General features: G+C 34.5%; 11 protein-coding genes. 4 read left to right on the plus strand and 7 right to left on the minus strand.

What is annotated here, in order from left to right; translation table 11 throughout:
- The first annotated feature begins 242 nt into the window (after positions 1-242).
- From HNQ03_RS10965 to HNQ03_RS10975, 3 genes are all read left to right on the plus strand, one after another.
- Positions 243-890: a TauD/TfdA family dioxygenase gene (locus HNQ03_RS10965; protein WP_173779728.1), complete on the plus strand. Its 648-nt coding sequence runs from the start codon at positions 243-245 to the stop codon at positions 888-890.
- A gap of 2 nt (positions 891-892) precedes the next feature.
- Positions 893-1,855: a hypothetical protein gene (locus HNQ03_RS10970; RefSeq protein WP_173779729.1), complete on the plus strand. Its 963-nt coding sequence runs from the start codon at positions 893-895 to the stop codon at positions 1,853-1,855.
- A gap of 487 nt (positions 1,856-2,342) precedes the next feature.
- On the plus strand, positions 2,343-3,656 hold the full coding sequence (locus tag HNQ03_RS10975; RefSeq protein ID WP_173779730.1) for a Na+/H+ antiporter NhaC family protein: 1,314 nt from the start codon (positions 2,343-2,345) through the stop codon (positions 3,654-3,656).
- A gap of 5 nt (positions 3,657-3,661) precedes the next feature.
- Here the strand turns inward: HNQ03_RS10975 and HNQ03_RS10980 are convergent, their stop codons facing one another.
- Entirely contained in the window at positions 3,662-4,381 is a 720-nt protein-coding gene (locus tag HNQ03_RS10980; RefSeq protein WP_173779731.1) for a LytR/AlgR family response regulator transcription factor, read from the minus strand.
- Positions 4,378-5,430 (minus strand): sensor histidine kinase, encoded by a 1,053-nt coding sequence (locus HNQ03_RS10985; RefSeq protein ID WP_173779732.1) that lies wholly within the window; start codon positions 5,428-5,430, stop codon positions 4,378-4,380. The genes HNQ03_RS10980 and HNQ03_RS10985 overlap by 4 nt, the downstream gene beginning before the upstream one ends.
- A gap of 201 nt (positions 5,431-5,631) precedes the next feature.
- Between HNQ03_RS10985 and HNQ03_RS10990 the strand changes: the two genes are divergently transcribed.
- Positions 5,632-8,031 (plus strand): outer membrane beta-barrel family protein, encoded by a 2,400-nt coding sequence (locus HNQ03_RS10990; RefSeq protein WP_173779733.1) that lies wholly within the window; start codon positions 5,632-5,634, stop codon positions 8,029-8,031.
- A gap of 71 nt (positions 8,032-8,102) precedes the next feature.
- Here the strand turns inward: HNQ03_RS10990 and HNQ03_RS10995 are convergent, their stop codons facing one another.
- The 5 genes from HNQ03_RS10995 to HNQ03_RS11015 all read right to left on the minus strand — a co-directional run bounded on the left by HNQ03_RS10995 (position 8,103) and on the right by HNQ03_RS11015 (position 21,826).
- The gene (locus HNQ03_RS10995; protein WP_173779734.1) at positions 8,103-8,423 is read right to left on the minus strand and encodes a DUF3467 domain-containing protein; all 321 of its coding nucleotides are present in this window, start codon (positions 8,421-8,423) and stop codon (positions 8,103-8,105) included.
- 126 nt (positions 8,424-8,549) lie between these two features.
- Complete coding sequence (rpoC, locus tag HNQ03_RS11000) at positions 8,550-12,815, minus strand: DNA-directed RNA polymerase subunit beta' (RefSeq protein ID WP_173779735.1); 4,266 nt, start codon at positions 12,813-12,815, stop codon at positions 8,550-8,552.
- A gap of 88 nt (positions 12,816-12,903) precedes the next feature.
- Complete coding sequence (rpoB, locus tag HNQ03_RS11005) at positions 12,904-16,740, minus strand: DNA-directed RNA polymerase subunit beta (RefSeq protein WP_173779736.1); 3,837 nt, start codon at positions 16,738-16,740, stop codon at positions 12,904-12,906.
- A gap of 450 nt (positions 16,741-17,190) precedes the next feature.
- Positions 17,191-17,751, minus strand: coding sequence for a hypothetical protein (locus tag HNQ03_RS11010; RefSeq protein ID WP_173779737.1), 561 nt, complete (start codon positions 17,749-17,751; stop codon positions 17,191-17,193).
- Between the two features lie 76 nt (positions 17,752-17,827).
- On the minus strand, positions 17,828-21,826 hold the full coding sequence (locus tag HNQ03_RS11015) for an Ig-like domain-containing protein (RefSeq protein WP_173779738.1): 3,999 nt from the start codon (positions 21,824-21,826) through the stop codon (positions 17,828-17,830).
- Positions 21,827-22,061 lie beyond the last annotated feature (235 nt).

Here is a 22,061-nt window from a genome sequence, read left to right on the forward strand (position 1 = left end):
TTTGTACTTCAAAACCTAATGCTTTTAAATCCATACTCTCCACAAAAGCATCTACAAACCGTACAGGATTATCCTGAGAAATCGGATCTTCTAAATTCGTAAAAACCATTTGATTGCGGGCGATTCCAGTGATATGTTGCATCATTAAATATACGAAAATAGAAGCGAATTATTCAAATTATTTCCCTATTTTTGAATATAATAAACGAAGGTTTTTTCACAGACTGACGTTAGCACCAATTATGACAGAAAACGAACGTATACAATTATCGACAAATGGTTGGACTGAATTCAAAAGTGGTTCTACAGATATTGAACTAATTTCAATCGCATCTGAAATTGGAAATATTCTAAAACATCCAAATGGGCAAGATGTATTTATACTAAAACCAAAATTAAAAAACGAAGCTTCGTATGGAACTTTTAGTAGTAAACACGGATTATCTAATTTTCCATTACACACAGATACAGCATTTTATAAAAATCCAGCAAGGTATATTTTAATGCATTCACTGCAATCAAATAATTGCGAAACAACAATACTTAGAAAAATTGATTTTTGGGATTTGCTAACGGATTTGGATAAAAAAAAGGCAGAAAGAGCAATTTATCTTGTCAAAACTAATCGGGAAAAATTTTATACTTCATTAATTTTTAATCAAAAAAATGAAAGTGGAATTAAATATGATTCCACTTGTATGTTTCCATTTAATAAATATGCAAAGGAATTTGACGAAATATTTCAGGAAACTATAAAAAAAATTGAGCCAATAAAAATTGAATGGACTGAGGGAAAAACGCTCATTATTGATAACTGGAAAAATCTTCACGGACGAAAATCTGCTGAGGCGGAAACAAATAGAATTTTAAAACGAATTTATATAAACTAATTATGAGTTGGGAAAGAGAACCACTGTTTACAAAGGCAAAACTTTATTTTGAGAGAGCCTATGATGAAGATAAAGAAGAGCCATATTTTGGGCTTTGGTGTGCTATGGGTTTAGAGCTATTAGCTCGATCAGCTGTTTCATTTGTTAGTCCAACATTATTAGCAGAACCTGAAAGAGACCATCAAAACTTGCTTCACGCACTGGGATTGGGTTCTGCAAAAGCACCAAGAAAATCAATTGCAACTATTAATGTTTTTTCATTATGCCAAAACTTGATTACAGATTTTACAGAAGCTAATTTTAAAATAGCCTCTGCAATAATAAATCGACGAAATGAAGAAGTTCATTCGGGTTCAGCCGCTTTTGAAGAATATCCTACACAACAATGGATTGCAGGTTTTTATAGGTGCTGTCAAATACTTTGTACTTTTCAGGGTGAATCTTTAAATTCATTATTTGGAGATGACATTGAAAAAGAAGCTGACTTAATACTTACAGAAGTCGAAGAAAGCGTAATTGGAAAAACCAAAAGCTTGATTGCGGCTCATAGTAAAGTTTATGAAGGAAAAGAAGCCGAGAAGAAAGAAGAATTAAAAGAAAGTTCAGAAAAAAATGGAGACCGATTATCTTACCGAGGTTATCATAGAGTAGAATGTCCTTCTTGCAAATGTGTAGCTACCGTTTTCGGTGAGCCTTACGGAAAGCAAAATGTAGAAAATAATGAAGATGAAATAATTGTAAGACAATCTATTTTACCAACTAAATTTATTTGTACAGCTTGCGAACTAAAACTAAATGGTTATAGTTCATTAAAATCTGCTGGAATTGGAAATCATTACACGCGAAGAAATAAATATAGTCCAGAAGAATATTATGATATGATTAATCCAGATGATTCAGATACTATTACTGAGCGGTATAATGAATTAAATCCACCAGAAGATTATGGTTGGAGTAACGAATAACTGGTGCTAACAGCGGTTTTGCAAGATTGCGAATTTTGTGGTTAAATCACGTTTATCTTTCGCAAGAAATTTTATCTTAGCCGAAAGTTCTCGGTAACGAAGTTCGCAACCTCGCAAAGCCACAAAACGTTAACTCCAAAAACTCTTTCCCAAAGTCTCAAGTTTTGGGAATTTTTCTTTTTAAATTCAAAATTAGATTTTAGATGGCTCGATGTTGCATTATAAACGATCCGGAAACTAGTATGCAATCAGCTTTTTAAAAAATTGCGCAACTATCATCGCAACGCTGCGTGATATCTTTTAATAGTATAGTCGAGAATCAAAAAACAACCAATTTATACTCAAGCACGAGCAAAAAAGTGTCATTCACATTCTAATAGATTAAAAAAAGAGTATGAAAGATTTTTCACAAAATCCAAATCATAGCAATAGATAAATAAATTTTGTCGGATATAAGATTTTCGACTTTGTATTGTAGTTTTGCAAAATGACAAAAACGACTGGCTCATTCACTGCTATTTTACCTTTACTTTTTTTTGTGGGTATTTTCTTAGGTTTCGGAATTTATAATGATGATTTCTACGCACTTCCTTCACCTATTGCTGCATTATTTGGAATTGTTGCCTCTTTTCTTTTACTGAAAGGTAAAATCAATGAGAAAATTGATACTTTTTTAAAAGGTTGTGGTGATGGTAAAATCCTGACCATGTGTATTATTTATCTTTTGGCGGGCGCTTTTGCAACAGTTTCTAAAGCAACTGGAAGTGTAGATACCATTGTGAATTTAGGTTTAAATTATATTTCCATCGCGTATTTTCCGGCAGGTATTTTTGTGATTGCGGCTTTTCTCTCTTTTGCTTCTGGAACTTCTGTTGGCTCTATAGTTACTTTAGGACCAATCGTTATAGATTTGGCAGAAAAAAGTGGGTCGCCGTTGGGATTAATTGGCGCGGCTTTGTTGTCTGGTTCTATGTTTGGGGACAATTTATCTGTGATATCAGATACCACCATTGCGGCAACACAGAGTTTGGGTTGCGAAATGAAAGATAAATTTCGGGCAAATTTTAGTTTGGCACTTCCTGCTGCCATTATTGCAATTGGTATTTTAATCGTTATTGGCTTCAACCAAGAAACTTCATCTGTGATTATCACCCAAAAAGATTTCAATTTATGGCTTATTCTGCCTTATCTTTTAGTAATTATCCTTTCTATAGTTGGTGTCAACGTCTTTGTTGTATTGTTTTCAGGTTTAATGTTTGCCGGAATTTTAGGTATTGCCAATGGCACTTTTGGTGTCATGGATTTTGCAAAGAATACTTATGAAGGTTTTACTGGGATGACGGAAATCTTCTTACTTTCCCTTCTGACAGGCGGTTTAGCAGCATTGGTAGAAAAAGCTGGCGGAATTAATTTTTTGTTGAGAAACATTAATAAAATTATTAGTTCAAAGAAAACAGCTTTATTAGGAATTGGTGGTTTGGTGAGTGTGGCTAACTTTTGCGTGGCCAACAATACCATTTCAATATTAATTTCTGGAAAAGTATCAAAAGAAATTACAGAAAAGTATGGTTTAGAACCCAAAGAATCGGCTTCTATATTAGATATATTTGCTTGCTACGTGCAGGGAATTATTCCTTACGGCGCTCAAATTTTAATTCTGATTTCATTAAGTAACTTTAAAATGGGCTATTTAGAATTGGTGCAAAATGCTTATTATCTTCACCTTCTGTTAATTATCACCTTAATTTCTATTTTCTTTAGAAAAAAATCTCGTCAAGAATTTATTGTTCCCGCTTTATAATTTAATCAAAGTTTATTATTCTGTATCAATTCAAAAAGTTCTTTCTTGTAAGTGTCGCCAATAGGAATGTCTTTTTCATTAATGTAAACACTCACAGAATCCGTTTTTGTAATGTGTCGCAAAGAAACGATGAAGGATTTATGTGTTTTCACAAAGTCAGATTTTGGTAATAAATCTTCAATATTCTTCAGCGTATTGTTGGTAATGATTTGATTTTGAGTTAAATGAATGGCAACGTAATTTTTTAAACCTTCTATATACAAAATGTCTTTTACATAAACTTTTTCAAAATTATTTTTGCCATCCGTTTTTACAAAGAGATATTCAGAGGTAGTTTTGGGTATTTCTAAAGTTGGTTCTGGTGCATTGAAAGTATTTTTAACTTTAAGAACTGCTTCATAAAAACGTTCGAATTCGAAAGGTTTTAGCAAATAATCTACAGCGTTTACATCATAACTATCCAAGGCAAATTGCGAATAAGCGGTAGTGAAAATGATTTTTGTTTTGCCTTTAATGATTTTCGACAATTGCAAACCGCTCAATTCCGGCATTTGTATATCTAAAAAGACAAGATCAATTGCATTTTCTTCAATTAATGATAAGGCTTTTAGAGAACTTGTGGAAGTATCTACCAACTCTAAAAACGGAATTTTAGCCACATATTTTTCCAGTAATCGTATTGCAGGTGGTTCATCATCTACAATTAAACATTTTAATATTTTCATAATTGGTTACTGATAGGTAGTTTTAGTAAAGTGGTGAATAATCCCTCTTTTTCTTCCGATTCAAAAGTAAAATTTTCCTGGTAAATGGCAAATAATCGGCGTCTTAAATTTTCTTTTCCAATGCCGTTATGATTATATTTTTCTGAAGTAGAAATAAGGTTTTCAGTGCTTACAATCACTTCTTTGTCTGTTACTTTTAAATCTATTTTCGCTGGATTTTCTTTGTCACTGATGATGCCATGTTTAAAAATATTTTCTACAAAGTGTATAAGTACCAAAGAAGGAACAACTTGCTCATTTACAGCACCTTCTATATTATAATCTAAAAACATGGTGTCCTCAAATCTTTTTCTGTGAAGGTAAATATAATCTTCTATAAATTTAATTTCTTTTTTTAAAGGCATTAATTCTTTTTCTGCTTCATAGGTCACGTATCTTAATAATTCACATAATCTGTGTATGTCTTTTGCTGTTTCTGGTTGTGAATCTATTAAATCTGTATAGAAAGTATTTAAAGTATTAAATAAGAAATGGGGTTCTAATTGTGATTTTAAGAAGTTTAATTCAGCTTTTTTGAAATCCAGTTCCAATTGATAAACCCGCTTTTGGTTCTCTGCAGAATCATAAAAAATATACATCAAGGTGCTATATAGAATACCTTTTATAGCAAAATATGAATTATCAAAAGTGTAAAATATAAATTTTCTGGACTCTTCAAAATAGTTGTGTTTGCCTGTGAAATGGAATAAGATCACTTCTTCCAACAAATACCGGATCTGTCCAAAAATAATTATTAGAATGATGATACCTAAAAAATATTTAAAATAGGATTTCTTTTTTAATGTATAAGGGCAGAGCAAATAAAAATTTAAAAAGTAGACTGCAAATGTTGCGGTATAGATGATTATGCGATTAAAATTTAGAGGCATCTGAAAATTATTCAGAAATCCTTCTGTTCCACCGTAAAAAAAATCGGCGAAAAGATCCATTAAAACCACAATAAGTATTACGGCTAAATGAAAGTAACGTTGTTTTTTGACTATTTCCATGGGATAAAATTAGATAAAATACCATTATAGCGCAGCTTTTTCTGACCAAATGGCCAAAACACTACACGAAAGCATTTTTTAACCTGTAAAACCAGAAAATAGTAATAATTAAAGGTTTCGTGGCCCATTATTCCGGCTTGGTGTAAACTAAAAAAATCGAGAAGTTGTCTGATTTACATTTGCATCATAAATAATTAACACATGAAAACAACAATCTCATTTTTCTTATTACTACTAAGTATTTTAAGCTTTGGACAAAGCATTCAAATTAATGGATCCATCACCGCAGAAAATACAAAGGAACAATTGGCGAGTGCCACGGTTTCAATTTTTAAAGCGGTAGATCATACTTTACAGCAAAGCACGAAGACAAATGCTGCCGGACAGTACAAACTAGAAGTTACGACAGCTGAATTTTACATTAAAGTAAATTTAGCGGGTTACAAACCAGTGCAATCAACAATTTTAAAAAACACGAATACTAACCAAACACAGAATTTTATTTTAGAAGAAAATTTTGTTGCAATTGATGAGGTTGTAGTAATGCAAACCAACAAAATCTTGACTTTAAAAGGTGATAAGATGATATTTGATATAGACAAAGCAGGTTTTGGAACTGGAAATGATGCGTTAGAAACTTTAACAAAATTGCCTGGCGTTCGCTTAGATAAAGATGAAAAAGTGGTTTTCAGAGGAAGTAATAATGTGCAAATCATGATCGATGGAAAGCCAGCACTATTGACGGGTGAAGAACTCAAACAATATCTAAAAACCATGGATGGTGCTAACATCAAAGCAGTGGAAATCATCGCAAATCCGTCGGCTAAATATGATGCTTCTGGAAGTGCGGGAATTTTCAATATTGTACTTAAGAAATCTGCTGCTAAAGGATTGACTGGCAACATAAAAACATCAGTAGGTTATGCAGAATTTATTAAAAATTATAATGGCATTAATTTATACAACAACACAGAGAAATGGAACTTTAAATATGGATTAAGTTATGGTTATACAGAAAGCGTGAATCATAGAAAAATTGATCAAACCATTGTGAATCCTGGTAACACGCTTTTATTAGAACAAAATAATGATTGGTTACCTGTTTCAAACAGTTACTCAGGTAATTTTGGTGTTGGCCATCAATTAACAAAAAATGCAAACTTGGGTGCTTCTTTTAATTACAGTATTTACAATAGTGCAGAAGTAACCAATGGCAGAACCAATGAATTTGATAATTCTGTTTATAAGCGATACACCATTTTGAAAACAGACGACGATATTTTAAATAAAACCATTATAGGTAACGTGTTCTACAATTTTGCAAGCGATAGTTTGGATACGAAAGTAGATGCGCAAATCAATTTCGCCAATTATAACAATACAAGTGAGCGCGAAACTTCTAATTTTTATTTCACCGCAAATACGAATGATATGTACAAAAACGGTGATCAAATAAAATACAATAATCCCACAAATTATAATATTTTAAGTGCAAAAGTAGATGTAGAGCACAAGGTAAATGAAGCATTGAATATAGAAACTGGTGCAAAGTACAGCTATGTAAACAATGATTATGACATTGATTTAAGAGAGCGGAATTCGTCGGGAATTTACATTCCAAATACCAATAGAAGCAACAGATTAATCTACAAAGAATCTATATTTTCTGGCTACGGAATCGCTAATTATAAATCTGGCAAATTCGATTTCCAAGCTGGTTTGCGCGCAGAATATATTGATTATAATGCCACTTCGCTTACCTCTGGAACTTCCAACAAAGACCAATATCTGTCGTTATTTCCCTCTTTTAGTGTAAATGCAAATATGGAAAATAACCAGTACAAATTTTCTTACAGCCGCAGAATACAAAGACCGCGTTATTTGTACCTAAATCCTTATTACGAATATACTGATACGTACAATGTTTCTGTTGGAAATCCTGATCTTACGCCACAATTTACCAATGCTTTCGAATTGGTTTGGATTAACAAACAAAAAACATCTCTGTCATTATTTGCTAATTTTTCTACAGATGAAATGTATCAAATCATTAGTTATAATCCAGAAAATAAAATTACCACTTTGTATTATGATAACATTGGAAGCTCTAAAAGCATCGGACTTTCTTTTAATAGCAGTTGGAAAGTAAAAAAATATTGGGATATGCAATTGAACAGTGAATTATCTTACGGCCAGGCAAAATCTGATTTGGAAGGTTACAAATTTAATGATAGTGGCATTTCTTATTATACAGGTTTAAATCAAACTTTCAACTTTGGAAAAAACTGGAATGCCACCTGGAATAGTTTTTACAGCCAAAGCGGAAGATATGGCAATTCGACTTTTAAACCTTCTTATGATCTATCTTTTAGTGTAAGAAAAGATTTTTTAGATAAAAAATTAAGATTGAGTTTAAGCGCACAAAACGTTTTAAAGAAAAGCCAATGGATTCAAGAAACTCAACAAGACAATGTAACCACGAACTGGACCAACCGTTGGGAAACAAGAAAATTCACCCTTGCTGCAACATATAATTTTGGAAATGCAAAGAAGAAAGAAGTGAAAGATGGAGATTTGAGTGATGAGCAAAATAGATTGTAAGCGATGTAAATTTCCACAAAAAAACCTTCAGAAAATTCTGAAGGTTTTTTTTAGTAATAAAAAAACTTTGATTATGCTTGTGGCATTCCGTTGTTTCCTCCTACTACGAAAGGCTCAACTTCTTTCACTTCTCCGTATTGTTGCTCGTAGTTAGTGATGTTTTGTTGCAATGCATTCATGATTCTTTTTGCATGGATAGGTGCAAGAATTACTCTTGATCTTACGTTTGCTTGTTGAACTCCCGGCATCATTTGGATAAAATCTACCACAAATTCTGATGGAGAATGATTTACTAATGCTAGGTTACAGTATACACCTGCAGCTATCATTTCGTTTAAGTTGATATTAATGTTGTTTGGATCTTGATTTTGATCTTGATTGTTGTTGTCCATTACTTAAAATTTTTATTTTGTTTAATATTTTGATTTAGATAAAAGATGATAGACCAATAGATAATAGACAGCGCTTTGAAAGCATTTAAAAATCTATTATCTATCTGTCTATGATCTCAAGTCTTTTTAATTATGATCTTCGAATTCTTTTTTAGAACCTACGATTACGTTTTGGTAGTCTTTCAAACCTGTACCTGCAGGAATTCTATGACCAACGATTACGTTTTCTTTCAAGCCTAAAAGATAATCTACTTTACCTGCAACTGCTGCTTCGTTCAATACTTTGGTAGTTTCCTGGAAAGATGCTGCAGACATGAAAGATTTGGTTTGCAATGCTGCTCTCGTAATACCTTGTAATACTGGTGTTGCGGTTGCTGGCAATGCTTCTCTTACTTCCACTAAAGCTTCATCTTCACGTTTCAGTTTAGAGTTTTCATCTCTCAATTCTCTTGCAGTAATCATTTGTCCTTCTTTCAATTCTTTAGAATCTCCAGCTGCGGTTACTACTTTCATACCGAAAATACGGTTGTTTTCTACTAAGAAATCCATTTTATGTTCCAAAGCATTTTCTAGGAATTGAGTATCTCCTCCATCTACGATGGTTACTTTCGTCATCATTTGTCTTACAATGATTTCAAAATGTTTGTCGTCAATTTTTACACCTTGCAAACGATATACTTCTTGTATTTCATTTACTAAGTATTCCTGTACTTCTGTAGGTCCTTTAATTTTCAAGATATCGTCTGGTGTTACAGAACCATCTGATAATGGCGATCCTGCTCTCACAAAGTCATTTTCTTGTACTAAAATCTGGTTAGATAATTTAACTAAATAAATTTTACGTTCACCAGTTTTTGCTTCTACTATTAGTTCTCGGTTTCCTCTTTTTATTTTTCCGTAAGAAACTACACCATCAATCTCGGTAACAACCGCTGGATTAGAAGGGTTTCTTGCTTCAAATAATTCCGTTACACGTGGAAGTCCACCGGTAATATCTCCTGTTTTTGCAGATTTACGAGGGATTTTAATCATGACTTTACCAGACTTGATTTTTTCTCCATCGTTTACCATAAGGTGGGCTCCAACTGGAAGGTTATATGCTTTGATTTCTTCTCCTTTAGCATCCATTACTTTCAACGTAGGAACGGCTTTCTTGTTACGAGATTCAGAAATTACTTTTTCTTCATAACCAGTTTGCTCATCTATTTCTAATTGGAAAGAAATACCTTGTACGATATCTTCATATTCAATTTTACCTGCAGTTTCAGCAATAATTACCGCATTATAAGGATCCCATCTTGCGATTTCGTCTCCTTTTTTCACGTGATCGCCTGGTTTCACGGCTAAAATAGAACCGTAAGGTACATTGGCAACCATTAATGGTGTTCTCAAATCGTTGTCTGCTACCAAACGGAATTCTGTAGATCTGGAAACTACTACTTCGGCTTTTTTGCCAAATTCGTCTTCAGAAGTTACTGTTCTTACCTCATCCATTTCTACGATACCATCTCGTCTTGCAACGATGCTTGGATTTACAGAAATATTGGTAGAAACTCCACCTTGGTGGAAGGTTCTTAAGGTCAACTGTGTTCCTGGTTCACCGATGGATTGTGCAGCGATAACACCTACAGCTTCTCCCATGTGAATTGGTTTTCCAGTTGCTAAGTTTCTTCCGTAGCATTTTGCACAGATTCCTCTTTGCGTTTCACACGTTAATGGGGAACGAACTTCTAGAGAATCGATACCTGCAGCTTCTACTTGTTTTGCAAGAGTTTCATTTATCAGTTGATCTGCTTCAAAAATAAGCTCGTCGGTTTCTGGATGATAAACATCGTGTAATGAAACTCTACCTAAAATTCTTTCAGCTAAAGGTTCTACGATTTCATCATTTTTCTTCAAGGCAGTTACTTGTGTACCTCTTAAAGTATTACAATCGTCTTCGGTGATGATTACATCTTGTGCAACATCTACCAATCTTCTTGTTAAATATCCTGCATCGGCAGTTTTCAAAGCCGTATCTGCAAGACCTTTACGAGCACCGTGAGTAGAAATAAAGTATTCCAAAATAGATAAACCTTCTTTAAAGTTTGCTACAATTGGATTTTCAATAATTTCTGCACCACCTGCACCAGCTTTTTGAGGTTTTGCCATCAAACCACGCATACCAGAAAGCTGACGAATCTGCTCTTTGGAACCACGCGCTCCAGAATCTAGCATCATATATACAGAATTGAACCCACCTTGATCGGTTTTCATTCTATTCATAATCATTTCTGTAAGACCTGCGTTTGTATTTGTCCAAACATCAATAACTTGGTTGTAACGTTCTGTATCTGTGATTAAACCCATATTATAGTTGGCTTTAATTTCATCTACAGTTGCTACAGCAGTAACGATCATTCCTTTTTTCTCCTCTGGAATTGCGATATCACCTAAAGAGAACGAAAGTCCACCTTTAAATGCGTTTGAATATCCAAGATCTTTCAAAGCATCTAAGAAAGTAACAGTGGTTGGGAAATCTGTTTCTGCCAAGATATCTCCAATAATGTTTCTTAAAGATTTTTTGGTCAAAAGTTCATTTACATAACCTACACCTTCTGGTACGATTTGATTAAATAAAATTCTACCTAAAGAAGTTTCTACTAATCTTAATACCAATTCTCCATTTTCTTTTACAGGAACTCTACATCTAACTTTTGCATTTAAGGAAACTTTTCCTTCTGCATAAGCTATTTCTGCTTCTTCTGGAGAATAGAATGCAAGACCTTCACCTAAAACTTTCATATCTTCTGTAGAAGATAATTCTTTGGTCATAAAGTAAAGACCCAAAACCATATCCTGAGAAGGTACCGTAATTGGAGATCCGTTTGCAGGATTCAAAATATTTTGAGAACCTAGCATTAGAAGTTGTGCTTCCAAAATTGCTTCTGGACCTAAAGGTAAATGCACCGCCATTTGATCTCCATCAAAATCCGCATTAAATGCAGTGGTAACTAAAGGGTGCAATTGGATTGCCTTACCTTCGATCATTTTTGGTTGGAATGCTTGGATACCTAATCTGTGCAAAGTAGGTGCTCTGTTTAATAATACTGGGTGACCTTTCAATACGCCTTCCAAGATATCATAAACTACTGGCTCTTTTCTATCGATAATTCTTTTGGCAGATTTTACCGTTTTCACGATTCCTCTTTCAATTAATTTACGGATAACGAATGGTTTGTATAATTCTGCAGCCATATCTTTTGGAATTCCACACTCGTGCAATTTCAAGTTTGGACCTACAACAATTACCGAACGCGCAGAATAATCTACCCTTTTTCCAAGTAAATTCTGACGGAAACGTCCTTGTTTACCTTTCAAACTATCAGAAAGAGATTTCAATGGTCTGTTGCTTTCAGATTTTACAGCAGAAGATTTTCTGGTGTTATCTAAAAGTGAATCTACAGATTCTTGAAGCATTCTTTTCTCATTTCTAAGGATTACTTCTGGTGCTTTTATTTCTAAAAGACGCTTCAAACGATTGTTACGGATGATTACTCTTCTGTATAAATCATTTAAATCTGAAGTTGCAAAACGACCTCCATCCAATGGAACCAATGGTCTCAATTCTGGTGGTATAATAGGAAGTACACGTAAAACCATCCATTCTGGTCTGTTGATCATACGTGTGTTTGCACCTCTCAATGCTTCTACAACGTTCAATCTTTTTAGTGCTTCTGTTCTTCTTTGCTTAGAACCTTCGTTGTGTGCTTTGTGTCTCAATTCGAAAGAAAGTGCATCAAGATCTATTCTTTTCAATAGTTCTTCTACAGCTTCCGCACCCATTTTTGCAATGAATTTATTCGGATCTTGATCATCCAGATATTGATTGTCTGCTGGCAAAGTTTCTAGTACGTCTAGATATTCCTCTTCTGTAAGGAATTCCATTTTTTCGAAATCTTCTCCATCTGCTTTTTTGGCAATACCTTGTTGGATAACTACATATCTTTCATAATAAATGACGATATCTAATTTTTTGGAAGGAAGACCTAGAAGGTAACCGATTTTGTTTGGCAAAGAACGGAAGTACCAGATGTGCGCTACAGGAACTACCAAATTGATATGCCCAATACGCTCTCTTCTTACTTTTTTCTCCGTAACTTCTACACCACATCTATCGCAAACAATACCTTTGTAGCGGATTCTTTTGTATTTTCCACAAGCACATTCATAATCCTTCACAGGACCGAATATTTTTTCGCAGAAAAGACCATCACGTTCTGGTTTGTGTGTTCTATAATTAATGGTTTCCGGTTTGATAACTTCACCTCTGGATTGTTGTAAAATCCCTTCTGGTGATGCTAAACCGATTGTAATTTTAGTAAAATTACTTGATTTATTATTTGTTGACATTTTATTTTTTTAAAGATTAAAAGAACCAAGAACCAAGAGACAAGAGACAAGAAAAAAATCTTGAATCTTGAATCTATTATCTTGTATCTTATTCCTCAAGTCTGATATCTAAACCTAGACCTTGTAATTCATGAAGTAACACGTTGAAAGATTCTGGAATACCTGGTTCTGGCATTGCTTCCCCTTTCGCTATTGCTTCGTAGGTTTTTGCTCTACCGATTACATCATCAGATTTAACCGTTAATATTTCTCTCAAAATATTTGAGGCTCCAAATGCTTCTAGTGCCCAAACTTCCATCTCTCCAAAACGCTGTCCACCAAATTGTGCTTTACCACCAAGAGGTTGTTGCGTAATTAAAGAATATGGTCCTATTGAACGAGCGTGCATTTTATCATCAACCATGTGTCCTAATTTCAACATATATATGATACCAACTGTTGCTGGTTGTGAGAATCTTTCTCCTGTACCACCATCATAAAGATAGGTGTGACCAAATTGTGGAAGACCTGCTTGTTCTACATAATCTGAAATTTGATCTAAAGATGCACCATCAAAAATTGGCGTTGCAAATTTTAATCCTAATTTCTGACCTGCCCAACCAAGAACAGTTTCATAAATCTGACCGATATTCATACGAGAAGGTACTCCAAGTGGATTCAATACGATATCTACTGGTGTTCCATCTAATAAGAATGGCATATCTTCTTCACGAACGATACGAGAAACGATCCCTTTATTTCCGTGACGACCCGCCATTTTATCTCCAACATTTAATTTACGTTTTTTTGCAACGTAAACTTTTGCTAGTTTCATGATACCTGCAGGCAATTCATCACCGATAGAAATTGCGAATTTCTCACGATTTTTCACTCCTAAAAGATCATTATATTTGATTTTATAGTTGTGAATCAATTGCTTGATTAGTTCGTTTTTATCTGCATCTACGGTCCAGTTTGCACCGTTGATATTCATATATTCTTCGATAGAAGTCAAGAGTTTTTGTGTGAATTTCACACCTTTACCGATTACTTCTTCTTCAAGATCATTGCTTACACCTTGGGAAGTTTTACCATTCACAAGAATATTCAATTTTTCTATCAAAGTATTTCTGAAATCATCAAATCTACCTTTGAAAGAGTTTTCTACTTCTTCCAATTTCAATTTTTCTTCCGCTCTTTTCTTTTTATCTTTGATGTTACGAGAGAATAATTTTTTATTAATAACAACACCTCTTAAAGAAGAATCTGCTTTTAATGATGCATCTTTCACATCACCTGCTTTATCTCCAAAGATGGCTCTTAATAATTTTTCTTCTGGCGTAGGATCTGATTCTCCTTTTGGTGTAATTTTCCCGATTAAGATATCACCAGGTTTTACGTCTGCACCAATACGGATCATTCCGTTTTCATCTAAATCTTTTGTAGCTTCTTCGGAAACGTTTGGAATATCAGAAGTTAATTCTTCCATACCCAATTTAGTATCTCTTACTTCTAGAGAATACTCATCGATATGAATAGAGGTAAACCAGTCTTCGCGAACTACTTTTTCATTAATAACGATTGCATCCTCAAAGTTGTACCCTTTCCATGGCATAAATGCTACAGTCAAGTTTCTACCTAAAGCCAATTCGCCTTTTTCCGTTGCATAACCGTCACAAAGTACTTGTCCTTTTTCTACAATATCCCCTACTTTTACGTTTGGTCTTAAAGTAATGGTTGTACCTTGATTGGTTTTACGGAATTTAGTTAATTTATACGTTTTTGTAGCAGAATCAAAACTTACGATGTCTTCATCTTCAGTTCTTTCATATTTAATGGTAATGCTGTTTGCATCTACATATTCTACAACACCAGTACCTTCTGCGTTGATTAAAATACGAGAATCTCTAGCAACTTGCTTTTCTAAACCTGTACCAACAATTGGTGCATCTGGACGTAATAATGGAACTGCTTGACGCATCATGTTGGATCCCATCAAGGCTCTATTCGCATCATCATGTTCCAAGAAAGGAATTAATGAAGCCGAAATACCAGAAATTTGGTTTGGTGCAATATCTATTAAATCTACTTGATTTGGCTCTACAACAGGATAATCTCCATCTAGACGAGCAATTACTCTATCTGTGGTTATTGTCCCGCTTTCTTCCATTTCAACATTCGCTTGTGCGATTACTTTATCTTCTTCATCTTCTGCATTTAAGAAAATAGGAGCTGTTTTTAGATCTACTTTTCCGTTGGTTACTTTTCTATACGGAGTTTCTATAAAACCAAGCGAGTTGATTTTTGCATACAAACCAAGTGAAGAAATCAATCCAATGTTTGGTCCCTCTGGAGTTTCAATTGGGCAAATTCTACCGTAGTGTGTATGGTGAACATCTCGTACCTCAAAACCTGCTCTTTCTCTAGATAAACCACCAGGTCCTAGAGCGGAAAGTCTACGCTTGTGCGTAATTTCCGATAGTGGATTGGTTTGATCCATAAATTGAGACAATTGATTCGTTCCGAAGAAGGAATTAATTACCGAGGTTAATGTTTTTGCGTTTACTAAATCTATCGGAGTAAATATCTCGTTATCTCTAACGTTCATTCTCTCTCTAATAGTTCTTGCAATTCTAGAAAGACCTACACCAAATTGACCAGCCAATTGCTCGCCAACAGTTTTGATACGTCTATTAGAAAGGTGATCAATATCATCTACCTCTGTTTTAGAATTTGCTAGTTCTATTAAATGTTTCACGATGGAAATCAAATCATCTTTTGTAAGAACTTGAACGTCTTCCGCAATATTTAGATTTAATTTTTTGTTCAATCTATATCTTCCTACTTCACCAAGAGAATATCTTTGCTCAGAGAAAAATAATTTATCGATAATACCTCTTGCCGTTTCTTCGTCGGGCGGATCTGCATTTCTTAATTGTCTATAGATATATTCTACCGCTTCTTTTTCAGAATTGGTTGGATCTTTTTGTAATGTATTTTGGATGATAGAAAACTCATTGTTGTTTTCTTTGTGGATCAAAATAGTTTTCACACCAGAATCGATGATCATATCTACATGCTCTTTATCCAAGATGGTTTCTCTATCAAGAATGATTTCATTTCTTTCAATAGAAACTACTTCACCGGTGTCTTCATCTACGAAATCTTCAAACCAAGTATTTAATACTCTAGCTGCAAGAGTTCTACCTTCTACTTTTTTAAGAGATGCTTTAGAAACTTTCACTTCTTCTGCAAGATCAAAAATCTGAAGAATTTCTTTATCAGATTCATAACCGATTGCTCTTAACAATGTAGTTAGAGGTAATTTTTTCTTTCTATCAATGTATGCGTACATTACATTGTTCATATCTGTAGTAAATTCCATCCAAGATCCTTTGAAAGGGATAATTCTAGAATAGTACAATTTACTACCATTTGCGTGGTATGTTTGCCCGAAGAAAACACCAGGTGAACGGTGAAGTTGGGTTACGATTACACGTTCTGCACCATTGATGATGAAAGAACCAGATGGCGTCATATAAGGAACAGGTCCTAAATAAACATCTTGAATTACCGTTTGGAATTCTTCGTGTTCTGGATCTGTACAATACAGTTTTAATCTTGCTTTCAAAGGTACATTATAGGTAAGACCTCTTTCTACACATTCGTCTATAGAATATCTAGGAGAATCTACCAAATAATCTAAAAATTCTAAAACAAATTGGTTTCTAGAATCTGAAATTGGGAAATTTTCTTGAAAAGTTTTGTGCAGACCTTCTTTGGTTCTGTCTTCTGGCAAAGTATCTAATTGAAAGAAATCTCGGAAAGATTGCAATTGTACATCCAAGAAATCTGGAGTATCAATGCGACCTATCGCTGTAGAAAAGTTAATCCTTTCAATAGAATTACTTTCTTTAGAAGTTGCGGTTGTTTTTGCTTTACTCATAGTGAGGTAATTAAGAACAATTTTTGGGTTAAAAAATATTTTGATTTAAAAAAATACGGGAAAATAGACGGATAGATGAGAGACGGATAGATGAGAGACATTGAAACAGTATTTTTGAGATTTTGAAGGTGTTTGAAGCCAACCTCAATTCGTTTATTTGTCTATTATCTATTATCTTTATGTCTATTATCTAAAGACCTCACTGCAACACCGGTATATCTTTTCACGGAGTAGTGCAAAATATTTATCCTGAAGGAAGAGAATTTCAAAGGAATCATCAATATACAGCAAAACCCTTTTAAACAAATAAAAGAGTAAATGATTGATTATCAATAATTAATATGTAAAACGGCTTCAAACAGGACTGCAAAAATACAAAAATTAACTTAAATAAAAGAAAAAAAGTCACAATAATTTGTGACTTTTAAAAAATTTAATAAAAGTATAGTGCTATGGTTTCCAGAAAGACCATTTGCTACCATTGTAAACTGCCAAACGTTTTGCGCCCGCTTTGTTTACATAAACCATCATTCCTGGGGATGGACTTAAGATATTTTGCACATCTTCTACCATCGGCAATATCATCGCTTTGGTGGTAGATTCTAGTATCAAAACACCATCTGCAGAACTGCTAGTTGCACCAATAATGGCTTTTGCAGTTGCACTTTCTGTGGTAGAAGCTGGCTGTTCTGTTGCAAAATTGGCTAAAACTGTGCTGCTGTTTAAATTCGCATTTTGACCACTTAAATCTACCCATCCTTTTACAGTTCCAGCGTAATATTTTACTCTAGAAGTTAAAGGTGTGCTTGCATCTAAAAGTATTGTACCTTCTGTAGGTGCTGTTGGTATTGTTCTCACATAAGGCAAAATAATTCCTTTATTTTGTCCTGTTGCAAAATCTAATAACACAGAAGTATTTATATTTGTAGATCCAGTTGCTCCACCAATTACAACTTGTGCATTTGCGCCGCTTATTATTGCTAAAAATAGTGTTGCTATTATTTTTTTCATTTCGTTTAGTTTAAAAATTTATTTAGTAAAATAGGGAGGTAATTTTTGCAAATACTTCCCCATCATACTGTAATTATTATGGACAAGTTGGCGTTACGAAACAACTCCAATCGCTGCCATCATATAATTTAAGACATTTGGCTACGGTATCATATACCATCATTCCATCTTGTGGCAGTAAAATATTTGTAATTTCAGTAGTTGTTGCTCTGGTAATTACAAAACCTTTGGTATTAGATTCTAAAACCGTGTGTGCTGATTTTCTTATCATTGGCCAATTGCCATTTTCTTCGCCAGCTCTTTTTAATAAAGTGATCCCGTGATTGGTTTCTTCTCCTGCGGTTGTAGTATTGGGATCATTGTAACAAACGCAATTATTAACTGCGGTATCGGCAGATGTACCAACTCCTTGTCCGGTGGTATTGCTGTATCCTGCAGGCAGAGTGGAGAATTGCGGTAAACCTACTGCATTTACGCACGTTACACCGGCACAAAGATTAAGCAAAACAGATGTATTGTAAGTTCCACTGGTTGGTGGTGTTGCAGGTGTAGTTCCGTTTCCACCTTCCAAAGATGGACCCCCAGTTACCAATTGAGAATAGCTAATGGTGGCGCTGCCTTCTTCTGCATCCGGACATCCATCATTATCAGAATCTAAATCTAAATAATTGGGAATGCCATCTCCATCGGTATCTCTATTGTTACAAACGGTTATGGTGTTTTGTTCAATAGAAATTAAACCTCTATTTCCACCATTTGTTGCTCCTGCTCCAGCTACATCTGAAAATGCAGTGTAATCCCAAGTGTAAGTGCTGCCATAATTGGAAGCAAATGGCAATGTTCTACCAGCATTTGCGGGATTAACATTCGTTTGCAATTGCAAGTTGGCATAATATCCATTATCGTACTGTCCTGCTCCACCGCCACTAACTGCTGTTAAATTAAATCTTGAAAATAAAGGCAGTTGATCTATGTTTTGATAAGTTTTAGAACCTGTAAGTACTGGTAAATTACCAATGGTGGTGCTAAAATTTCCTAGTCTTACTATTTTTCCTGTACTGATGAAATACCTAAACAAATCATCTATACTTGGAGAAGGACCAGCAGATCCATCTTCAATACCTTGGTTATCTGTTGGTAAACCTGTGTATAATGAGGTTGTATTTGGCAAGATGGCGAAATTAGTTCCATCAATGGTAAAGTTTTCCCAAGTATGATCTTGAGAATTCACAATGTTGCTAAAATCGGTGTAGCTAAAAGGTACATTAAAACTGTTTCCTATAGAAGGAACGGCTGCACCACTTGTTAAACTATAAACCAAATTAAAATTGCCGCCATTGGCTCCAAAAGTTGCTCCACTCAAAGTAGTATTTAAATTTAAAGTATAAACTGATGTGGTTTCGCAAAAGCCTTCTGCAGTATCTATAATTCCATCATTATCATCATCAATATCATCTTCATCAGAAAGACCGTCATTGTCTCTATCTTTTGCTACGACGATGGTTACCGAAGTAGTATCTAATTCTGTAATAGTAATTTTTACTGTTGCGGTAGAAGAATTACCATCAGCATCTTGCGCGATATACGTAAACTCATCGGTTCCTAAATAGTTGTTATTTGGCGTATAAGTAAAAGTATTATTGGTGTTTTTTACTACTGTTCCATTGCTTGGTTGGGTGAAATTTCCTATTAGCAAAGCCAAACCTGCCGCTTGGGTATCATTAGTTAAAACATTTAATGCTCTGGCAATATTTTTACCAACAGTGTAATTATCACTTCTTGCTGCAACCGCTGCATCTTCAAAACCAGAAAGTGCACTAAAAGCACCACCTGAACCCGCATAAGAAATCATTGAGACTTGAACAGGAGCTGTAGCTTCTAAAACGTAGTTAGTACTTACAGATAAAGGGATATTCATTGCAGAATTTCCTGGTAAATTTGGTACTGTGGTAGCTGTGGCGGTATTAATGGGAATATTAGTAGTAGTGCCATTTGAATTTAAACGTGTTAATACAAGCGTTGATAAGGCATTTGTTTTCATAACTACTCTTGCAACTGGACCAGTTGCTGCACTCTGAAATCTTATGATACCAGAACCATCATCTCTAATGGGAGCAATTAAGGCAACACCTGTTTCTCCTAAATTGGAACCAGAAGTTTGATACAAGTAAACCGGTTCCGTACTTGTAATGCTATGTGCTAAACCTGCACTTCCTGGTAGTGCAATTTCATGTACTTCACCTGCATTTTTTGTAGCTACTACTGTTCCGTTATGGGTGATTACCGTGTTTGGTTTTGTCGCTATAATTCGAATTCTTTCATTGGTGCTGGTTGCTTTTACTACAGCATAAGTTGATCCAATTCTGTGAGTGGGAACTCCTTGATCATATCCATTGTCACCTGCACTTGGCAATGTCACACCAAAAGTACCAGAAGTGAAAGAAATGGGTTTTGAACTTACTACATGAGCTCCCGAGATGCTCGTTAAAGAAGTAGTAGTTGCAGGTGCACGTACAATATAAGTTTGCCCCGCATTGAGTACAACAGTTATAGTTTGTAACAAAGTACCTTTAAATGTCCAAGTTGCACCAGTAGGAACATCAAAAGTTACGGTGGTGTTATCTTGCACAGCCATTACAGAAATAAAATCCCCTGTCATATTTGCATCACCAAATAATCGAGTTGCACCAGCCATGCTCCCTGCATAAAAATCATTACCTAAGGCGGCTTGACCTTTAGAAACTAATAAAGATTGCCAAGCAGCAACATCCTGTGCAACTTGTACCTGCACATCAACATTGGTTACTATTTTCATTCCTTTATTCTCTACAGTATTGTAAAGATGCGAAATACCGTGATCTGGTCCTTCTAAGGGATTATTTGTAGTACAATTATCCATTCTAAAGGTAAAAGGAACATTTTTGCTAATCGTAAAGGGTACATCTGCGGTGGTGAATCCAGGAAAACTTATGATACCAGTAGCGCCTGCAGGATTATTGGTTGAAATGACCATATTTATTCTTGAACCAGCATCTTGCCCACCAGTTTGCGGTCTTGGTGGTATGTAGTGAATGGTTGATGCTCCAATATTTTGATATACAGTCACTTGTACGGTTGCCGTATCGGTATGACCATTACCATCATCGATCTGGTATGTAAAAGTGTCTAAACCTAAATAATCACCAGTTGGTGTGTAAGAAACGGTATTATTAGCATTCACCACCACTACTCCATGATTTGGAGCGGTAAGGATAGTAACGGTTAAAGGATCACTATTCGGATCGAAATCATTTGAAAGTACATCTAGAGTCGTGCTCGCAGATTGTGCTACTATAAATTTATCATTAGCAGCAGTAGTCGGTTGCACATTATTATCGATAGCATAAACAAAAGTATCAGTTCCAAAAAAACTAGAATTTGGAGAATAAGTAACGGTTCTATTAGGATTTACAACAGCGGTACCTTTTGTAGGAACACCTACTATGAGTACAGCATCAGATAAAATCCCAGTGTCATTTGCAAGAACATTTACGGTCACTGGTTTATTTTGAAGGGTAGATGCTGTATCTGGAACGAGCACTGCAGCAGCTGTCCATAAGGAAAAATGCTTTAATTTTTCTAATCGGATAGTATTGTTCTGTGTATCAACTAAAGAATTTTCGTGAGCTTGCCAAGTTTTTCCATTATCTATAGAAGAGTAAAGAATAAGTTTATTTTCATCAATACCGTTCAATTCCGAATCTTGATAGTGGAAAACCAATTCTGCTTCCAGATTGGTATTATTTTTTGGGTGAATGCCAACCACTTTACCAATACTATAGAAGTCATTTATTTTTACAGCTTGGGTAGAAAGTTCCAGTTGCGTTTCGCCTAACTGCGTTCTCGATTGTATAGTTAGCCCAAATTTAGAAAAAGATTTTTTTTCATTTTTACCAATGAAAGTAGTTTCAGAGGTAAGATTAGGCTTAGTTTTATGGGGTACAACTTGGGCAAATGTAAAACCAGTTGTTAGAAATAAAAAAATGATAAGAACTGCGAAACTTTTATTTTTAGAATATAGTTGAGATGTTTTCATAATAAGGTTTTTTGACTAGAATTTTTCTATTTTATCGTACTCAAGTTGGGATTGAATTATACCATTTGATTTAATTGATTAAATACCATTTATAAAATAGAGTTCTATATCAATTACAAATTCAATTTTAGAAAATAATCATTCAGATTGAATTAGAAGATAGAACGAAGTAAAAGAATGTTCTTACTTTAATTGTTGATAGTTATTGAACAAGTCTAGAAATTGAGAAAATTTT

It is taken from the genome of Frigoriflavimonas asaccharolytica, assembly GCF_013294015.1.
Lineage (GTDB): Bacteria > Bacteroidota > Bacteroidia > Flavobacteriales > Weeksellaceae > Frigoriflavimonas > Frigoriflavimonas asaccharolytica.

Excerpts from the sequence above, each read along its gene's own strand:
- HNQ03_RS10965 (WP_173779728.1), top strand. The coding sequence starts at position 243 with ATGACAGAAAACGAACGTATACAATTATCGACAAATGGTTGGACTGAA.
- HNQ03_RS10970 (WP_173779729.1), top strand. The coding sequence starts at position 893 with ATGAGTTGGGAAAGAGAACCACTGTTTACAAAGGCAAAACTTTATTTT.
- HNQ03_RS10975 (WP_173779730.1), top strand. The coding sequence starts at position 2,343 with ATGACAAAAACGACTGGCTCATTCACTGCTATTTTACCTTTACTTTTT.
- HNQ03_RS10980 (WP_173779731.1), bottom strand. The coding sequence starts at position 4,381 with ATGAAAATATTAAAATGTTTAATTGTAGATGATGAACCACCTGCAATA.
- HNQ03_RS10985 (WP_173779732.1), bottom strand. The coding sequence starts at position 5,430 with ATGGAAATAGTCAAAAAACAACGTTACTTTCATTTAGCCGTAATACTT.
- HNQ03_RS10990 (WP_173779733.1), top strand. The coding sequence starts at position 5,632 with ATGAAAACAACAATCTCATTTTTCTTATTACTACTAAGTATTTTAAGC.
- HNQ03_RS10995 (WP_173779734.1), bottom strand. The coding sequence starts at position 8,423 with ATGGACAACAACAATCAAGATCAAAATCAAGATCCAAACAACATTAAT.
- rpoC (WP_173779735.1), bottom strand. The coding sequence starts at position 12,815 with ATGTCAACAAATAATAAATCAAGTAATTTTACTAAAATTACAATCGGT.
- rpoB (WP_173779736.1), bottom strand. The coding sequence starts at position 16,740 with ATGAGTAAAGCAAAAACAACCGCAACTTCTAAAGAAAGTAATTCTATT.
- HNQ03_RS11010 (WP_173779737.1), bottom strand. The coding sequence starts at position 17,751 with ATGAAAAAAATAATAGCAACACTATTTTTAGCAATAATAAGCGGCGCA.
- HNQ03_RS11015 (WP_173779738.1), bottom strand. The coding sequence starts at position 21,826 with ATGAAAACATCTCAACTATATTCTAAAAATAAAAGTTTCGCAGTTCTT.